Annotated in this window: 19 protein-coding genes and 1 riboswitch; of the genes, 2 read left to right on the top strand and 17 right to left on the bottom strand. The window is 54.3% G+C overall.

Going from position 1 to position 15,943, the window contains the following annotated elements:
- Window positions 1-8 precede the first annotated feature (8 nt).
- The 17 genes from ACH0WD_RS15325 to pduF all read right to left on the bottom strand — a co-directional run bounded on the left by ACH0WD_RS15325 (window position 9) and on the right by pduF (window position 14,307).
- Window positions 9-686, bottom strand: coding sequence for an energy-coupling factor ABC transporter transmembrane protein (locus ACH0WD_RS15325; protein ID WP_000147126.1), 678 nt, complete (start codon window positions 684-686; stop codon window positions 9-11).
- Entirely contained in the window at window positions 673-954 is a 282-nt protein-coding gene (locus ACH0WD_RS15320) for an energy-coupling factor ABC transporter substrate-binding protein (RefSeq protein ID WP_000753212.1), read from the bottom strand. Before ACH0WD_RS15320 ends, ACH0WD_RS15325 begins: the two co-directional genes overlap by 14 nt.
- A 1-nt stretch (window position 955) precedes the next feature.
- Complete coding sequence (gene cbiM / locus ACH0WD_RS15315) at window positions 956-1,693, bottom strand: cobalt ECF transporter S component CbiM (RefSeq protein ID WP_000764336.1); 738 nt, start codon at window positions 1,691-1,693, stop codon at window positions 956-958.
- Window positions 1,690-2,403 (bottom strand): cobalt-factor II C(20)-methyltransferase, encoded by a 714-nt coding sequence (locus ACH0WD_RS15310; RefSeq protein WP_001013548.1) that lies wholly within the window; start codon window positions 2,401-2,403, stop codon window positions 1,690-1,692. The genes cbiM and ACH0WD_RS15310 overlap by 4 nt, the downstream gene beginning before the upstream one ends.
- Window positions 2,400-3,194, bottom strand: coding sequence for a sirohydrochlorin cobaltochelatase (locus ACH0WD_RS15305; RefSeq protein ID WP_000709775.1), 795 nt, complete (start codon window positions 3,192-3,194; stop codon window positions 2,400-2,402). Before ACH0WD_RS15305 ends, ACH0WD_RS15310 begins: the two co-directional genes overlap by 4 nt.
- A gap of 2 nt (window positions 3,195-3,196) precedes the next feature.
- Entirely contained in the window at window positions 3,197-3,988 is a 792-nt protein-coding gene (locus ACH0WD_RS15300) for a cobalt-precorrin-6A reductase (RefSeq protein ID WP_001001990.1), read from the bottom strand.
- On the bottom strand, window positions 3,985-4,710 hold the full coding sequence (locus ACH0WD_RS15295) for a precorrin-3B C(17)-methyltransferase (RefSeq protein WP_000953639.1): 726 nt from the start codon (window positions 4,708-4,710) through the stop codon (window positions 3,985-3,987). Before ACH0WD_RS15295 ends, ACH0WD_RS15300 begins: the two co-directional genes overlap by 4 nt.
- A complete protein-coding gene (cbiG, locus tag ACH0WD_RS15290) occupies window positions 4,710-5,765 on the bottom strand; it encodes a cobalt-precorrin 5A hydrolase (RefSeq protein ID WP_001098923.1) in 1,056 nt (351 codons plus the stop codon). Before cbiG ends, ACH0WD_RS15295 begins: the two co-directional genes overlap by 1 nt.
- On the bottom strand, window positions 5,746-6,519 hold the full coding sequence (locus ACH0WD_RS15285; protein WP_000004860.1) for a cobalt-precorrin-4 methyltransferase: 774 nt from the start codon (window positions 6,517-6,519) through the stop codon (window positions 5,746-5,748). Before ACH0WD_RS15285 ends, cbiG begins: the two co-directional genes overlap by 20 nt.
- On the bottom strand, window positions 6,503-7,081 hold the full coding sequence (locus ACH0WD_RS15280; protein WP_000650985.1) for a decarboxylating cobalt-precorrin-6B (C(15))-methyltransferase: 579 nt from the start codon (window positions 7,079-7,081) through the stop codon (window positions 6,503-6,505). The genes ACH0WD_RS15285 and ACH0WD_RS15280 overlap by 17 nt, the downstream gene beginning before the upstream one ends.
- Complete coding sequence (locus ACH0WD_RS15275) at window positions 7,071-7,676, bottom strand: cobalt-precorrin-7 (C(5))-methyltransferase (protein WP_000958847.1); 606 nt, start codon at window positions 7,674-7,676, stop codon at window positions 7,071-7,073. The genes ACH0WD_RS15280 and ACH0WD_RS15275 overlap by 11 nt, the downstream gene beginning before the upstream one ends.
- Complete coding sequence (cbiD, locus tag ACH0WD_RS15270; protein WP_000504293.1) at window positions 7,670-8,809, bottom strand: cobalt-precorrin-5B (C(1))-methyltransferase CbiD; 1,140 nt, start codon at window positions 8,807-8,809, stop codon at window positions 7,670-7,672. The genes ACH0WD_RS15275 and cbiD overlap by 7 nt, the downstream gene beginning before the upstream one ends.
- Window positions 8,809-9,441, bottom strand: a complete 633-nt coding sequence (locus ACH0WD_RS15265; RefSeq protein ID WP_000558987.1) for a cobalt-precorrin-8 methylmutase — start codon at window positions 9,439-9,441, stop codon at window positions 8,809-8,811. The genes cbiD and ACH0WD_RS15265 overlap by 1 nt, the downstream gene beginning before the upstream one ends.
- A gap of 10 nt (window positions 9,442-9,451) precedes the next feature.
- Window positions 9,452-10,411 (bottom strand): adenosylcobinamide-phosphate synthase CbiB, encoded by a 960-nt coding sequence (gene cbiB, locus ACH0WD_RS15260; protein ID WP_000153653.1) that lies wholly within the window; start codon window positions 10,409-10,411, stop codon window positions 9,452-9,454.
- Complete coding sequence (locus tag ACH0WD_RS15255) at window positions 10,408-11,787, bottom strand: cobyrinate a,c-diamide synthase (RefSeq protein ID WP_000741255.1); 1,380 nt, start codon at window positions 11,785-11,787, stop codon at window positions 10,408-10,410. Before ACH0WD_RS15255 ends, cbiB begins: the two co-directional genes overlap by 4 nt.
- A gap of 96 nt (window positions 11,788-11,883) precedes the next feature.
- A riboswitch (cobalamin riboswitch) is annotated at window positions 11,884-12,059 on the bottom strand.
- Window positions 12,060-12,384: 325 nt separating this feature from the next.
- The gene (pocR, locus tag ACH0WD_RS15250; protein WP_000622326.1) at window positions 12,385-13,296 is read right to left on the bottom strand and encodes a regulatory protein PocR; all 912 of its coding nucleotides are present in this window, start codon (window positions 13,294-13,296) and stop codon (window positions 12,385-12,387) included.
- A gap of 216 nt (window positions 13,297-13,512) precedes the next feature.
- Window positions 13,513-14,307 (bottom strand): propanediol diffusion facilitator PduF, encoded by a 795-nt coding sequence (gene pduF / locus ACH0WD_RS15245; protein WP_001000023.1) that lies wholly within the window; start codon window positions 14,305-14,307, stop codon window positions 13,513-13,515.
- A 524-nt stretch (window positions 14,308-14,831) separates the two neighbouring features.
- On the opposite strand from pduF, the gene pduA reads away from it, so the two are divergent.
- On the top strand, window positions 14,832-15,116 hold the full coding sequence (pduA, locus tag ACH0WD_RS15240; protein ID WP_001183618.1) for a propanediol utilization microcompartment protein PduA: 285 nt from the start codon (window positions 14,832-14,834) through the stop codon (window positions 15,114-15,116).
- The gene (gene pduB / locus ACH0WD_RS15235; RefSeq protein WP_000097500.1) at window positions 15,113-15,925 is read left to right on the top strand and encodes a propanediol utilization microcompartment protein PduB; all 813 of its coding nucleotides are present in this window, start codon (window positions 15,113-15,115) and stop codon (window positions 15,923-15,925) included. The genes pduA and pduB overlap by 4 nt, the downstream gene beginning before the upstream one ends.
- Window positions 15,926-15,943 lie beyond the last annotated feature (18 nt).

Raw genomic sequence — 15,943 nt, 5'->3', positions numbered from 1 at the left:
AATAGTCCTTACAGGTGAAAATCACCCTGATACAGTTTGATATCCAGCGTGGTAGTCATTTGCTGATAACGCATTAACACCCGCGTAAACAGGAGTCCAGTCAGCATTGCCAGAGATCGATAGCCGTTCGGCAGGCTGCAATAACCAAAACGCAGCGTTTGCGCGCGACGAATTGCCGCCGCCTCATCCAGAAGAATAAAGAGAAAGCGCCACGTTAACAGGATTTGCTCGGTAAGCAGGCGTGGAATATGCGCGCGCTTAAGCAAGCTAATTAACTGCGGAAACGGTAGGTTCATCACCAGCCACAACGTCGCGGACAGCGCCGTCAGGCTACGCCAGAACGTTTCATTCGCCGTAACCACGCCCGCACGGGTAATCCCGATCCAGTACGGCCCGACAGAGATGCCAGCCAGCAGCATTTGCGGCTCGCGGCTGATGCTGAAGATAATCGTTATCACGCCGACCAACAAAAATCCAAAAGGTATCGCCATCCATCGACACCAGCGCCAGAGGGATATGCGCAATAGCCAACAGCTCAATCCGGCAATGATCAGCAGCTCAATGCCCTGCCCTACAGGCGGCAGAGCAAACGCCAGTATCATCATCGCCAGCCACAGCAAAAACTTGCGCTGCGGCGCAACGTGTGCCCAGCGGCTTTGATAACTGAGTCGATCAAGCCCGGTCATCACGGCGTTGTTTACCTTTGCAATACCCCAGGATATAAAAAATCACCGCCGCGCCAAGAGAGCCCTGAAGGGTAAACAGCAGGCTTTCAATTTCACCGCTGGCAGGTTCATATAACGGCTGAAACCAGGGTTTATACTGCGGCGCAATAGCCTGAATCTGGCTTTCCGCTTCGCCGTCTGAACCGCCATATTCACCGCCATGGTTAATAAAAAACGGCAGAATCACCAGCGCCACCACCATCGCTAACAACATCAACGTTTTTTTCATTTTAATGTCCTTGTACGGTAATCACTTGCCGTTTGGTTAACTGGTCATAAATCATGACGGTTAATAAACCTTCGGCAATGGCGACAGGAATCTGTGTGAGGCAGAAAATCCCCATAAACTTCACAACAGACCCTGTCGCTCCGGCATGGGGATCGGGAAACGCAACGCCAAGCTGGACTGAAGTCACAAAATAGGTCGCCAAATCCGCCAGCATCGCGCACAGAAAAACGGCGACATCACGGCGCAGTCCGGCACGGCAGGCCATTTTCCACACCAGATAACCGACAACCGGGCCAATCACCGCCATCGACATTCCATTTGCGCCAAGCGTCGTCAGGCCGCCGTGCGCCAGCAATAGCGCCTGAAACAACAGCACAACCGCGCCGAGAATCGCCACCACCCCGGGCCCGAACAAGATAACCGCCAGACCAACGCCGGTCGGATGTGAACAACTCCCCGTTACCGACGGAATTTTGAGCGCGGACAGGACAAAAATAAACGCGCCGCACAGCGCCAGCAGTACCTTCTGATGATTATCCTCCTGCACAATACGCCGTAAGCGCACCAGCCCATACCACAAGCAGGGTAAAAACAGTAACCACCAGGCCAGCGCCCACACTGGCGGTAAAAAGCCCTCCATGATATGCATCGCAAACGCCTGTTGCGGGACAACCATCAGCAATAGCGCTGCAGCCAGTCCACTGAAAGACAACTGTCGAAGCTGCTGTTCAAGTTTCATTCTGCATACTCCCACTGTTTATTGACCAGAATGGTCGAAAAATAGGGCAACGGTCGATCATCGTTGACCTCGTGGAGATGGCGCCAGCACTGCTCGCCGGGCAGTGTGGCCTCGGACATCATTAAGGCGCATTCCAGCAGACCAGCCTGCGCCAGCAAAGCTTTAATACGGGCGAACCGGCCATACACTTTCATCAACACCAGGCTATCATGCTGTTGTAGCGCCTGGGCTATTTCCGCTTCCGGCGCGGTACAAGAAATAACCGCCAGCGATTGCTGTTCTATGGCGAGCGGCATTTTCGCGCGGGCGGCTATCGCGGCGAAGGACGTGACGCCGGGGACAATCTCCAGCCACTCCGGGCAGCCGATTCGCTGGAGTAAAAAAATCCAGGTACTGAATAGCATCGCATCGCCCAGGGTAATAAAACCGACCTGTTTACCCGCTTCCACCTCTGCGGTAAGCGCGGCGGCAACCTCGTTCCAGACCGCTTCTTTCTCGGCGCCGTCAGCGCTCATAGGGAAATGGCAACAACGTACTTCCGTCTGCTCGCCGAGATAGTCGCGCACAATCGACAGCGCCAGACTATCGCCCCCCTTACGACCGGCGGGCGCATACAGAATGTCCAGCGAGCCAAGAATCCGCGCTGCGCGGACGGTTATCAGGTCGGGCGCGCCTGGCCCGGTACTTAATGCGTATAATTTACCGTTCATGCCGCCTCCTCTACCGCCATGTTCAGCGCCTGGTGCAAATGCGCGACAAACATCGCCCGGATAGCCGGGTTTTCTCCCAGCCCGCTCAGCCACGGCGTCGCCGGAATGCCCGCCGCGTTAAAGCGCATTTTCCATGAGTCGCCGTCGTCTGAAGCCATATCATTAATGGCGTGATCGCCCGCCACCAGCATTAATGGCATCAAATGTACGCCGGTGACGCCTTCGTCACGCAGGCTGTCGATCAGGATGTCGACCTCCGGGTAGCTTTCTACGGCGCCGACGCGCGCCGGAAAGCGCTGCGCGGTCATCATATGATCGAGACAGGCATAAGCTGCGAATGCGTGATGGCTGGCGCCGTGGCCCATAAAAACGACTTTCTCCGTTTGTCTGAGCGATGGCATCTGTTGTCGCAACGCCTGCATTAGCTGCACATAATCGTTATGGCTGCTCAACAGCGGCACGCCCAGCGTCAGGCGAGTGAATAACGGACGCAAGAGTTGTACTTCACGGATAATTTTTTCATATTCGTCGCCGTTAATAATGTGCAACGACTGAATCGCCACGTCCTGATATCCCTGTGCGGCAAGCTTTTGCAAAGCCTGTAATGGCGTATCGATGTCGATACCGTCACGCTGGCGAAGCTTGCGAATGATCATTCCGGAAGTGAAGGCGCGAAACAGGTCGCGATCGGGACAGGACGCCGCCAGATCACGTTCGCACGCCACAATGTTTTTTTCACAGGTGTCGTGATAGCTGGTGCCAAAACTGACTACCAGAAGCGCTTTTTTCATTTTTACTCCTTAGCTGCGGCCAGCCAGCGCGATAAACGCTGCGCAAAGGCGGCCTGGCTTTCCAGTAACTCATCACCCGTCACAAGCGGCGTCGGGCGCGCAATAACGATGCAGGGAATGCCCGCATCCAGACAGGGCTGAACTTTTTCCTGATATCCCCCCTCCGCGCCGGACGCTTTGGTAATGACCACGTCGGCCCGGCACTGGTGGTAAAACGCGGCGTTAAAATCAGCGCTGAACGGCCCACACAGTGCGAAAATTTCTCCAACGCCGAACCCCAGTTCGCTGCAGCGTTGAATCACATCCGCCACGGGCAGTACGCGCGCCAGCAACGTTTTTTCCGCCAGCCCGGCACGCCAGACGGCCAGATCTTTACTGCCGGTCGTCAGTAACACGCGCGGACCAAAATGCCTCGCTATCTCGCAGGCATCGGCAATACTACGCGCCGTATAGAGAAGCGGATGTGTCAGATTGCTAAGCTGCTCCGGGCGCTGATAACGACTTAACAACACGCCCGCCGTTTCACAGGCGCGAAGGAGGTTATGGCTGACCATTTCTGCATAAGGATGCGATGCATCTATTACCCAGCGAGTACGATTTTCTTTTAGCCAGGCGACCATCTGCCCGTACTCCAGACGACCACAGCGCACCTGTCCTTTAATGTCGCCAGCCAGCTGCTGGCCGGTCGGCGTCGCCACGGATAAGGTGTACGCGACGTTCGCCGCATCCAGTTGTCGGCATAACGCGCGCGCATCGCTGGTGCCGCCCACCACCAGCACCTCCCCCTCATTCACAGCGTGTAACCTCGCGGCGTGATCATCAGCCCATCCTGAACATAGGTCGTTTTATTACCAACGATGACCAGACTGGTCATATCGACGGGTTCAAAATCCATCTCCCCCAGGGTGGTCAGCCATTTTTCCTCTTTCTTACGCCCGGCGGATTTCACCACGCCAACCGGCGTTTGCGCGCTTTTACTGGCGGCAAGCAGGTCAAACGCGCGCGCCAGATGCCCTTCGCGCCCGCGGCTGCGCGGGTTGTAAAAACAGATAACAAAGTCTGCCTCTCCGGCGGCAACGATGCGTTTTTCAATCACCGGCCACGGGGTCAGCAGGTCGCTGAGGCTGATATGGCAGAAGTCATGCATCAGCGGCGCGCCCAGCAGCGAGGCGGCGGCGATGCTGGCGGTCATGCCAGGAATGAGCCGCACCTCGACGTCCAGTTTTTGCTTGCCGACCAGTTCCAGCACCAGACCCGCCATGCCGTAAATACCGGCGTCGCCGCTGCTGATGAGCGCTACGTTATGCCCGGCCTGCGCCAGTTCAATAGCCGCCTGGCAGCGTTCAATTTCCTTACACATGCCGGTCTTGATCACCTGTTTGTCGCCGGTGAATGCTTTAACCAGATGGGTATAGGTTTTGTAGCCCACAACGATTTCCGCCGCCTGAAGCGCCTCAATCGCCTCCATCGTCATCATTGCCTGCGAACCGGGGCCAATACCAATTACGCTCAACATCAGTGTGCAACTCCTAAAGTAATAGTGACGCCCTGTTCTCGCAGGGTCTCGCCTAACAATTGTCCCTGGCTTAATAACCACGCAGCCGGGCCGGATACGCTGCCAACGCCCACCGTTTTTCTGACGAAGCCAGAACCGGGAAAATGGTGTTCGAATTCGCGCAACGCTTCGGCGGTAAAGGTTTTAAAAGGCACGCGGCAGCAGGAGGCGAGCTGAATAAGCCCCGGCTCCCCTTTTTTGAGCGTGACGCTGCCAATCGCTTTTAACGCCAGCGGATCGAGTTTCTGCGCTTCAAGCTGGCGCGCCAGTAATGTCGCTAACAGGGGAAATGGCGTATCGCGGCGACAGCCAATTCCCGCCACCACACGCTGGGGCACCAGTTTCCAGTGCGGTACGGGAAGCTCAGGGAGGTCATTACGCAAAGAGACGCAGATAAGCGCATCCAGTTCAGGCAGCCGCTGCAAATCATCAACAGGGATAAAACCGCGAATATCACACTGGCCGATCTCTTCCGTTAGTTCGGCATCCCACCATAACCCTACACGTTGATGACTGACCAACATCTGGTTAACGGTTTTTACCGCCGTGCGAAGATCGGTCATGCGGGCGTTAAGCTGGAAAGCTAAGGTGTCCAACGCGGACATCTCATTGACATCCGTTGCCGTGGTAATCACCGGATCGGCGCCTAACATTCCTGCCAGGTAGCGCGTCAAGGCATTGGCCCCGCCCGCATGACCGGAAAGCAGGCTAATGACATGCTGACCACGTTCATCAATGACGACCACCGCCGGATCGCTGAACTTGTCGTTCACTAACGGCGCCAGGACACGAACGGCAATGCCGGTCGCGCCGATAAAAATAAGCGCGGTATAAGTGGTAAAAGCCTGCCGGGCGGTATTAGCGAATCCGCCATCGAAGGGAATAAATCCCTCTTCCCGCAGTTTTTCACTGGTAAAGCAGGTTAACGGCAGCATCGCGGCGAGTCTCTTTGCCAGCGCCACACCGCCGGGCGTCAGGCAAAACAACGCAATGGATTCAGGCTTTACGGTATTCATGGCTAAAGTCCGCTGCATAAAGTCTTGAGTAGTGATACTCCTTACCCAGAAAATTCCCGACCAGGATTAGCGCCGTCTTACGGATGCCAGTATCACGTACTTTGTCGCTAATATCCGCTAACGTGCCGCGAACGGTCTGGCTTTCCGGCCAGGTAGCCTTATAGATGACTGCGACAGGCGTAGTTGCCGGATAACCGCCGGCAATGAGACGTTCCGCCACCCGATGAATACGCTGAACGGAAAGATAAATCGCCATTGACGTCTGGTGACTGGCGAACGCCTCCAGTTGTTCGCGCGCCGGTACTGGCGTGCGCCCTTCCAGACGGGTAATAATGAGACTCTGCGATACCTCCGGTACGGTATACTCCACACCCAGCTCCGCCGCAGCGCCGAGAAACGCGCTGACGCCAGGCACTACCTGCCAGTCGATACCACGGCGGGTTAACTCTTCGCCTTGCTCACGTACGGAGCCGTACAGCGAGACATCGCCCGTTTGCAACCGCACCACCGTTTTTCCCGCTTTCACGCCCGCAGCCATCAGCTCGATAATCTGCTCAAGATGCAGTTCGGCGCTGTCGTAGCGTTCTGCCTGCGCGGGGCAGTAATCCAGCAGTTCGGTATTGATCAGCGAACCGGCATAGATAACTATCTGCGCCTGTTGCAGCAGGCGGTAGCCTTTAAGCGTGATCAGCTCGCGATCGCCCGGCCCGGCGCCGACGAACCATACACAGCGTGGATCAAATGTCTCTGACATGGTTTTCTTCCTTCTGACAGGCGATAACAAAAACAGGGTTGTTCGGTTTGAAATAGTGTCCCGCCCCCAGCGGCGTTAACGATGAAAGCTGAAGCTGTACACAGTCCATTCGGCATGCGCCGATGTGCGCAAGATGCGCCAGCGCGCTATGGAGGTTTTCCTGCAAGATAAAGGTCATCACCAGACGGCCACCGGGATGCAGATGGCCCATCGCCCAGTCAATCAGCGCCGTCAGATGCCCGCCGCTGCCGCCCATAAACACCGCATCGGCTTTCCCGGTTATGGTCATTGGCGCCTCGCCGGGGAGAATATCGATATTGCCGCAGGCAAAGCGCTGACGATTCTCATCAAGCAGCCGTAGCGCGGCAGGATTACGCTCGATAGCCGTCACCTGCAACGAAGGAAATTGCAGCGCCGCTTCAATTGAGACGCTTCCCGTTCCCGCCCCGACGTCAATCAGGTGACTGGCGCGGTGGAGCTCAAGTTTCGACAGTGCCAGCGCCCGTACCGCCTCTTTGGTCATTGGCACGTTCTCGCCGCGCAGAAAAAGCTCATCTTTCATCCAGGATCACCACTGCATTCATTTCATAGTCGGCGTTGACCGCACTGACGGGTAGCCAGTGGATCCGCTCATTTTCCATCGCCAGATTTTCACCAATCACCATTAAGCGATGCCCTTTACCGCGCGCGACCAGTTCCCGCGCGATTTCTCGCGGCCCGCAGCGGGCATCCGTGACCATCGCCACTTTGCGATGGTTCGCTACCTGCTCGAAGCTGACGCAACGACCGTGGCTACTGGTCAACCACATGTCATTCATATCAATTCCAGCCTGTGCGCACAGATACTGTACGGCGCTGATGCCAGGGATAATGCGAACCTGTTCGATACCAAAATGCGCCACCAGGCGTGTACCGATGCCATAAAACAGCGGATCGCCGGAGGCCAGCACCACGATCCCTTTATCCCGACGGGCGGCAATCCATGACAACAACGCGCCAATATCCGCGCCCAGCGTAAATCGTTCGCCGCCAAACGCCGGAAACTGCTCCAAATGGCGTTTACCGCCTGCCAGCGCATCGGCGTGGTCTATCGCTTCCAGCGCCGCAGGCGTCATCAAATGCCGTCCAGCGGGCCCCATTCCCACGACCGTTAGCATTGCAGCTCCTTAGCAATCTCGTCGACGGGACGATTACTGCCGAGAATATGGTTATCAAAAGAAAACAGGATGGCGTCGCAGACAGGCGGCGTTTTGGTAAAACGCAGCATCTGCATGACTCGCAAACAAATACGCCTGGCAAGATGGTTATAGATATGCCCGAAGCCATATGCTTCAATGTGCTCCATTGCCGCTTCGGTGGTATCGCAATCGCTGACCAGGGTGAGTAACTCCAGCGGCGCGCCCAGTAAAGCTAAATGCGCGACCAGCGTTTCCATGCGCGCATCGGCAATATGGCTATGGGTATGAAAGATCCCGGCGGCGATTTTGATCAATTTTCCAGGATGACCCACCAGCACTATCTGGCAAAATCCCAGCCGTACCGCCTCTTCAATCATGTAGCCGACAAAATTGCTCATGGTGACGACTGCCTGTGTGTCGACGCCCATTTGTTCGCGAACAAACCGTTCGCCGTGGTTGCCCGGCACGAGTATCACCCGCGTTAATCCTGACGCCCGTTTGATCTCCAGTTCCAGCGATAGCGAGCGTTTCCAGCTTTCTTCCGACATCGGCGTCACAATGCCGGTAGTGCCAATAATGGAAATGCCGCCAAGAATGCCAAGCCGCGAGTTATACGTTTTTTGCGCCCGCGCTTCGCCTTCCGGGGCAAAAATCTCCACATCGGCCCCACGCGCCGGGCCTATCGCTTCGCGCACCGCTGACTCAATGGTATGGCGCGGCGTACGATTGATGGCGGCGCTCCCGAGCGGCAGTCCAATCCCTTTACGCGTTACCGTACCAATACCTTCGCCGCCAGTGAGCGTAATCTCACCGCTGTCGTTGAGCGTAACGCGGGCAAAAATCAGCATTCCGTGCGTGGCATCCACGTCATCGCCGCCATCTTTACGAATTGCGGCTATCGCCTGCTGGCCTTCAATGTGCGGCGACTCCACGTTCAGGCATAGCGTGACGCCCGACGGCGTGACGATGGAGACCTGATGAATCAGATGTTGACGCAATACCATCAGCGCGGCGACTTTTGCCGCCGCCGTCGCGCAGGAACCGGTGGTATATCCTTTACGTAACGCTTTACCGTGGTGCCAGACCGGCGCGTCAAAAGAAAGCTCGCCCATCAGGCCTCCCGGAGGTGATAGAGCAGCGCATTGACGATAGCGGCAGCCACGTTACTGCCGCCTTTACGCCCTAACGCGGCAACCGCGGGAAAATGACTATGGGTGAGCGCCTCTTTGGACTCTGCCGCGCCGACAAAGCCTACCGGTACGCCCACCACGCCGCTCACCGTCACGTTATGTTCAAGCAAACGGAACAGGGCCGTCGGCGCATTACCGAAAACAAAGAGCTTGTTTTTCTCCTCCTCGGCGATAGCGATATCGACGGCGGCCATTGAACGGGTAATCCCCTGCGTTTTTGCGGCACGCACCACGCGCGGATCGCTGATATAACAGCGACACTCGCCGCCAAACGTCGCCAGTAATCTTTTATTAATGCCGGACAGCGCCATCGTGGTATCGGTATAAATAATGCACGGATGGCGTAACGCATCACAAAGCTGCTCCAGGGCATCGGCAGAGAACCACAAAATGTCCAGCCAGTCGAAATCGGCGGTGGTATGAATAACCCGCTTGATAATGGCCTCATGGAGCGGACTGGCGAAACGGTAATCAGGACGCGTTTCGCGAATAATGTCGCTAATAATGGTGAAACTGTTGGCCTCAATGGTTTGGGGCTGCTGGATATAATGCATACTGTCGTCCTCAGGCCACGCCAGATAACCCGCACCGCGCCGCAATAAACAGCGCCAGCGCCAGGGTTGAAGCGACCCACATCAATCGAATCGTTAGGGAAATATCGTCCACGGAAATATCGCGCTGCGCGTCGCCTATCCAGGGCTTGTCCACACGCTCGCCAAAGTAGTTATTTGGGCCACCGAGCTGGATACCTAAGGCGCCGGCCACACACGCTTCCGACCAGGCGCAATTTGGGCTACTGTGGTTATAACGGTCACGCCAGCCAATACGCAGCGCCCGCCAACCACTCAGGCGACACAGTCCTGCCGCAATGCCCAGCAACAGCCAGCTCAGTCGGGCAGGAAGATAGTTCGCTACGTCGTCCATACGGGCGCTGACCATACCAATCGCCCGGTATTTTTCATGTTTGTAGCCCACCATTGAATCCAGGGTATTGACGGCTTTGTAGGCCATCGCCAGCGGCGCGCCGCCGAGAAAGAGGAAAAAGAGCGGCGCGATAATGCCGTCAACGGTGTTTTCTGCAACCGTTTCCACCACGGCGCGATTGATCTGCGCTGGCTGAAGTTGCGACGTATCGCGCCCGACGATCCAGGAGAGTTTTATTCGGCTTTCCGCAAGGTCGTTCTCCCGTAACGGTCGTTCAACCTCCTGCGCGGCACGGGCCAGAGAGCGTCCGGCCAGCGTGGTAAAGATCATCCAGACTTCGACGCTCCAGCCAAACCAGGGGTGAATCCGCTGCGCCAGCGCCAGTACGCCCCATGCCACGCCCCAGGTCGCCCCGACAACCACAACCCACATTACGCCGCCGCCAATCCGCAGCGCTTTATCGCCGGGACAATAGCGACGCACAATACGCTGCACAAACGTGATTAAACGACCTATCCAGCGTACCGGATGGGGCCAGTGTTGAGGGTCGCCGATGATAAAATCCAGCACCCAGGCGATACACCAGGCAAGAATCGTCATAATACGCGCCTCGCCGCCGCCAGCCAGTGCTGCAACATTTCCGGACGCTGGGCGAAATGGACGTGCAGATAGCTGGCAAACGTGTTGCCTGTCTGCCAGCCGCCAGCCCATTCCTGTAACACGCGACCATCGCGAACCTTACGACAGGCCATAACGGCGGGTGTTTCGGGAATAAAATCTGAGTAGTGAAATTCATGGCCGCGCACTATCTCGCCAGGCACCGCCAATAGCGTTGGCTGCATAGCCTGCGCCTCACAGTAACCAAAGCGGGTAAGTCGCTTACCCATTTTGCTGTGACCGGGGATAATATTCGCCATCTGATGAATTTCCCCACCGCTATCCTCCAGAGTGCTCCCCAGATACATCAGACCACCACACTCCGCGTAAATCGCCACGCCGCGCTGATGCGCCGCCCGCAAATGTTTTAACATCGCCGTATTTGCCGCCAGATCCGCGGCGTATAATTCAGGATATCCACCGCCCAGCCAGATCATCTGACAATCAGGCAATGCGCGGTCATGCAGTGGGCTAAAACGCACAATGTTAACGCCGGCGCGCTCCAGCAAATCGATGTTATCGGGGTAATAAAAGTTAAAGGCCTCATCATCCGCCAGAGCAAGCGTCAGCCCTGCCCCCGCTGTGTTATCGGGGCGCTCAGGCCACATTCCCGTCGGAAGCGCTGATAACACGCTCAGCGAGAGTAGCGCATCCACATCCACTGTTTGTTCCAGCGAGGCGGCAAAATCATGCCATGATTGCTGATTGACGAGGGATTCTCTGGCGGTAATCAACCCCAGGTGGCGTTCAGGTAATGCGACGCCGTCGCAAGGAGGGACATACCCCAGTACCGGCAGTGAGCAATAATGTTCAATGGCATTTTTGAGGAGCTGATAGTGGGCGTCGCTAGTGACGCGATTCACAATCACGCCCGCGAGGTTGAGGGTCGGGTCGAAGTGCTGAAATCCCATAACGGTAGCCGCAAGCGACGTTGAAACAGCCTTGCCGTCCACCAGTAGGATGACCGGGCAACCAAGCTGTTTGGCCATCGCGGCTGTGCTGCAGTAATTGGGGTCGACGCCATAGCCGTCATACAGCCCCATGACCCCTTCAATGACAGCGATATCCGCCTGCCGCATTTGTTCGCAAAATAAGGCGTTGAGAACAGGAGGAGGAAGCATGAAACTGTCAAGATTACGGGACGCCACGCCACAGATAGCGGTATGCCAGCCGGTATCAAGGTAATCTGGCCCAACTTTAAACGGCTGTACGCGCAGCGCGCGTTTTTGCAGCAGCCTCAACAAACCAAGCGTCACCGTGGTTTTGCCGCAACCGCTTCCTGTGCCTGCAAGAATAAATGCGTGATGCCTTGCCGCCATTACCCTGATCCTGTTCAGGGTGGTAGGGGTATACAGGTACGCGCATGTTCAGTCTTTCGACTGTACGCGTCTTCGCAACCCACTTCCCACCGAAGTTGTTGGTTATCACCGACAGGCAGGTCTTCTGGCTTAGCGTCCTCCTCGCCCGTCCTTCCCAATCTTGCGATCAGTGGTCTTTACGGGGTCGTCAGCATCACAGCAGCGGGGGCTGCGGGGGATTTTCACCCCCTTCCCTACCACAAATGTGGCAAACCTGTTGGTTTACGTTATGGCTGTACGGCACACCCATAACGACAATTAATAATGTGCTACGTTTTACATTTCTGTGAGCAATAGCCTGAGCGGTTGCTCATCTGACGTTAATCTACTCATCCTTACCGGTATATTGACGATAAAACGTATCGACAAAGCGTAATAAAACTTATCTTTCCTGACACTGTACTTCATCACAAAAATAAAAACTGGTGCAGTTTATGCCCTAAATTTTATTATTTTGTTGCGCTATGACAATTTATTGTTATACCAGATAAATTTTCTTTCTGAAATGATTAAGATACAAAAGACTATCAAAAATCGGCAATAGCAAAATATTGCTATTCATAACGATGGAGGATGAGAATTCTCATTTATCTGCTGGCGATAAGCCTGCGGCGTAACCTGATAGGTCTGGCGGAAGACTTTGCAAAAATAGCTGGTTTGCGAAAAGCCTAAATTACGCGCAATACTGGCAATACTCCAGTCACTATGGCAAAGCAATTCTCTGGCGCTAACCATTCTCTGGCGGTTTACCCACGCATTAAATCCGATTCCCTGATATTTCTTGAATAGCTTACTGAAGTAATAGGGGCTGAGATAGACATGTGAGGCGACATCCTCAAGACGAAGATCGTCGGACAAATGCGCATCAATATAGCGAAGCGCTTTTTTCATTTTACTGTCATGCGGAGTGGGGCCACGAGTGGTTTTATTTGCCTCAGATTGCTGCGGATTGTCTTTGATAACCACGAAATTGAGCTGTTTTTTCAGGCAATTCTCAACTATCAGTTTAAGAAGATCGGCGGAAGCGATAACGCGTGAATAGTCCATCTCTGGCACATTCCGAAATTCATTCAAGAGCTCAGGATCAGCCTGCCAGCGATCGTCAACATTAAGAATGTTTACCAGCTCCACGTCATTACTTAAACGAACCTGCCCGCATAAAACAAAGCCAACTAAATGCCCTGCGATTACCAGCGGAATAGAAAAATCCGTTAGACCTGCATGACAACGATAAATACAGGGTTGATCGGACTTCGATGCCTCCAGTCCCCCGCAGCGATCGCTCATACGACAACGTGTACTATGCTGGGGATGCTGCCGCATCAACTGACAAAACGGCGTGAAATTGAATAGCTCAGATATTTCATCACCATGAATATTGACAACCACAACCGCCAGACCGGTGGCTTGTGCAAAATCCTGTGCGATTTTATTAATGAGTTCTGAGTTCAGAGCGCTCGCAGAAATCATGATAAAACCCCTCAGTTAATTTATTGTTATAAACAAAACACATTATTTACATTCACTTTTTATTACCATTATCCTGGCCCTGATAAAAAGTACAATGACAATATCAAAAGTCTCCCATTGCTGGGAGACGTTTTGATCAGTTCGTGAAAGCAGATCACGAAATTATCTCACCTGTTTTTACGATACATCATTGCTGTGAATCTGGTTCGCATTTCCTTACAGTTCACAGCGGTTACAAGGTAAATTCTTACCAATAAAATAGCGATATATGGCTGCTCCGGCACAGGCGCCGATAACAGGCGCGACAATCGGCACGATAAAATAAGGGATCTCTCGCCCACCGCTCATCGCCATGTTTCCCCACCCCGCTAACCATGTGAACAGTTTGGGACCGAAATCACGCGCCGGGTTCATTGCAAAACCGGTAAGGGGTCCAGTAGACGCGCCGATAACGGCAACCAGTATCCCAATAAGCAAAGGCGCAAGCGGCCCTTTAGGAATGCCATTGCCATCATCCGTCAATGCCATGATCATGCCCATCAGAATCGACGTAATGACCACTTCCACCAACGCAGCCTGCCATACATTTAGCGCTGCGGCCGGATAGGTACTGAAAATGCTGGCTAATTGCAAACTTTCGACGCTACCGCGCACCATATGATGCGCAGTCTCAAATTCAGTAAAAAGGCTACTATAAAGCACATACGCCAGCAGAGCGCCGCCAAAAGCGCCGGCAAACTGGGCAATAATATAAGGCAATACTTTCTGTTTGGGGAAGCAGGCAAACAGCCACAGCGCAATCGTCACCGCAGGGTTAAGATGTCCGCCGGAGATTCCGGCAGTAAGGTAAACGGCCAGTGAAATTCCAAGCCCCCAAATAATGCAAATCTCCCATAATCCGAGGCTGGCGCCTGCGACTTTGAGTGCGCTCAAACAACCGATACCAAAAAACAAAAAGAGTCCGGTGCCTAAAAATTCCGCACCACATTGCGCCTTTAGAGAATCATTCATGTGACACCTTCTGAGCAAAGTTCGTGTCCTGGCCAGCGCAAGTTTCGGCTGGCGGTAGAGTACAGCTAACCTCACTATAAAAAGTGCCGCCTGTAAATTGTTGGCAACCTGCGGGCCTGCCTTCCGGAAAAATCGTGTTGCGATAGCAAAATTTTGCTTTTCCGATATTTTTATCAGCCCATCACACGGGAAATTTGAGCTATAAAATACGCCTGTTGAAATAATAAAATATTGCACAAACCAACTTATCAATTTCGAATAAACATCACATTTTGCGTCTTTCGCCATATCAAATAAAAATACTCTCGTCACTAACAAAAATGTAAAAATGAAATAATAAAAACAAAATAATCATATAGATGATAATAAATTAAATGTTAATTATCAATGAGTTATAAAAACAAAAGGCAATTTAGTCATATTGCTTTCCCATTATTTTCTGATGCTCAGCAGCAAGTCAGCCATTCTTTTTCCTCGCATCTTCTTATAGTCCCAACTATCGGAACACTCCATGCGAGGTCTTTATGCAACAAGAAGCACTAGGAATGGTAGAAACCAAAGGCTTAACCGCAGCCATAGAGGCCGCTGATGCAATGGTTAAGTCAGCCAATGTGATGTTAGTGGGCTATGAAAAGATTGGCTCCGGGCTGGTAACCGTCATCGTGCGCGGCGATGTTGGCGCGGTCAAAGCGGCCACCGATGCAGGTGCCGCAGCCGCACGCAACGTGGGTGAAGTGAAAGCCGTACACGTCATCCCACGCCCTCACACCGATGTAGAAAAAATCTTACCGAAGGGAATTAGCCAATGAGCAGCAATGAGCTGGTGGAACAGATCATGGCGCAGGTGATTGCCCGTGTGGCAACGCCGGAACAACAGGCCATCCCTGGTCAACCCCAACCTATACGAGAGACGGCTATGGCAGAAAAAAGCTGCAGTTTAACGGAATTTGTCGGGACCGCCATTGGCGATACCCTGGGCCTGGTTATCGCCAACGTCGATACCGCCCTGCTGGACGCGATGAAGCTTGAGAAGCGCTATCGTTCCATCGGCATTCTCGGCGCCCGCACCGGCGCAGGCCCGCACATTATGGCGGCGGACGAAGCGGTGAAAGCCACCAACACCGAAGTGGTCAGCATTGAGCTGCCGCGCGATACCAAAGGCGGAGCGGGCCACGGTTCGCTGATTATTTTAGGCGGTAACGATGTATCCGACGTCAAGCGCGGTATCGAAGTCGCGCTGAAAGAGCTGGACCGCACCTTCGGTGATGTTTACGGCAACGAAGCCGGGCATATCGAGCTGCAGTACACCGCTCGCGCCAGCTACGCGCTGGAAAAAGCGTTCGGCGCGCCGATTGGCCGTGCCTGCGGCGTCATCGTCGGCGCTCCGGCTTCCGTCGGCGTACTGATGGCCGATACCGCCCTGAAGTCAGCCAACGTTGAAGTCGTGGCGTACAGCTCTCCGGCGCACGGCACCAGCTTTAGTAACGAAGCCATTCTGGTGATTTCCGGCGACTCCGGCGCGGTCCGTCAGGCGGTGACCTCCGCCCGCGAAATCGGCAAAACCGTCCTTGCGACCCTCGGTTCTGAACCGAAAAACGATCGCCCGTCCTACATCTGATACCCACGAGGCTGATTC

The organism is Salmonella sp. 2020_1395 (assembly GCF_043848115.1).
Lineage (GTDB): Bacteria > Pseudomonadota > Gammaproteobacteria > Enterobacterales > Enterobacteriaceae > Salmonella > Salmonella enterica.
Note: the sequence above shows the minus strand (reverse complement) of the source record. Positions and strands in the feature narration are given on the sequence as shown.

Bases quoted from the DNA above. Each gene is read 5' to 3' on its own strand.
- ACH0WD_RS15320 (WP_000753212.1), bottom strand. From the start codon at position 954: ATGAAAAAAACGTTGATGTTGTTAGCGATGGTGGTGGCGCTGGTGATT.
- pduB (WP_000097500.1), top strand. From the start codon at position 15,113: ATGAGCAGCAATGAGCTGGTGGAACAGATCATGGCGCAGGTGATTGCC.
- cbiB (WP_000153653.1), bottom strand. From the start codon at position 10,411: ATGACGATTCTTGCCTGGTGTATCGCCTGGGTGCTGGATTTTATCATC.
- cbiM (WP_000764336.1), bottom strand. From the start codon at position 1,693: ATGAAACTTGAACAGCAGCTTCGACAGTTGTCTTTCAGTGGACTGGCT.
- ACH0WD_RS15305 (WP_000709775.1), bottom strand. From the start codon at position 3,194: ATGAAAAAAGCGCTTCTGGTAGTCAGTTTTGGCACCAGCTATCACGAC.
- cbiG (WP_001098923.1), bottom strand. From the start codon at position 5,765: ATGAATACCGTAAAGCCTGAATCCATTGCGTTGTTTTGCCTGACGCCC.
- ACH0WD_RS15325 (WP_000147126.1), bottom strand. From the start codon at position 686: ATGACCGGGCTTGATCGACTCAGTTATCAAAGCCGCTGGGCACACGTT.
- pduF (WP_001000023.1), bottom strand. From the start codon at position 14,307: ATGAATGATTCTCTAAAGGCGCAATGTGGTGCGGAATTTTTAGGCACC.
- ACH0WD_RS15265 (WP_000558987.1), bottom strand. From the start codon at position 9,441: ATGCATTATATCCAGCAGCCCCAAACCATTGAGGCCAACAGTTTCACC.
- pduA (WP_001183618.1), top strand. From the start codon at position 14,832: ATGCAACAAGAAGCACTAGGAATGGTAGAAACCAAAGGCTTAACCGCA.
- pocR (WP_000622326.1), bottom strand. From the start codon at position 13,296: ATGATTTCTGCGAGCGCTCTGAACTCAGAACTCATTAATAAAATCGCA.
- ACH0WD_RS15255 (WP_000741255.1), bottom strand. From the start codon at position 11,787: ATGGCGGCAAGGCATCACGCATTTATTCTTGCAGGCACAGGAAGCGGT.
- ACH0WD_RS15275 (WP_000958847.1), bottom strand. From the start codon at position 7,676: ATGCTAACGGTCGTGGGAATGGGGCCCGCTGGACGGCATTTGATGACG.
- ACH0WD_RS15310 (WP_001013548.1), bottom strand. From the start codon at position 2,403: ATGAACGGTAAATTATACGCATTAAGTACCGGGCCAGGCGCGCCCGAC.
- ACH0WD_RS15280 (WP_000650985.1), bottom strand. From the start codon at position 7,081: ATGAAAGATGAGCTTTTTCTGCGCGGCGAGAACGTGCCAATGACCAAA.
- cbiD (WP_000504293.1), bottom strand. From the start codon at position 8,809: ATGGGCGAGCTTTCTTTTGACGCGCCGGTCTGGCACCACGGTAAAGCG.
- ACH0WD_RS15285 (WP_000004860.1), bottom strand. From the start codon at position 6,519: ATGTCAGAGACATTTGATCCACGCTGTGTATGGTTCGTCGGCGCCGGG.
- ACH0WD_RS15295 (WP_000953639.1), bottom strand. From the start codon at position 4,710: ATGTTGAGCGTAATTGGTATTGGCCCCGGTTCGCAGGCAATGATGACG.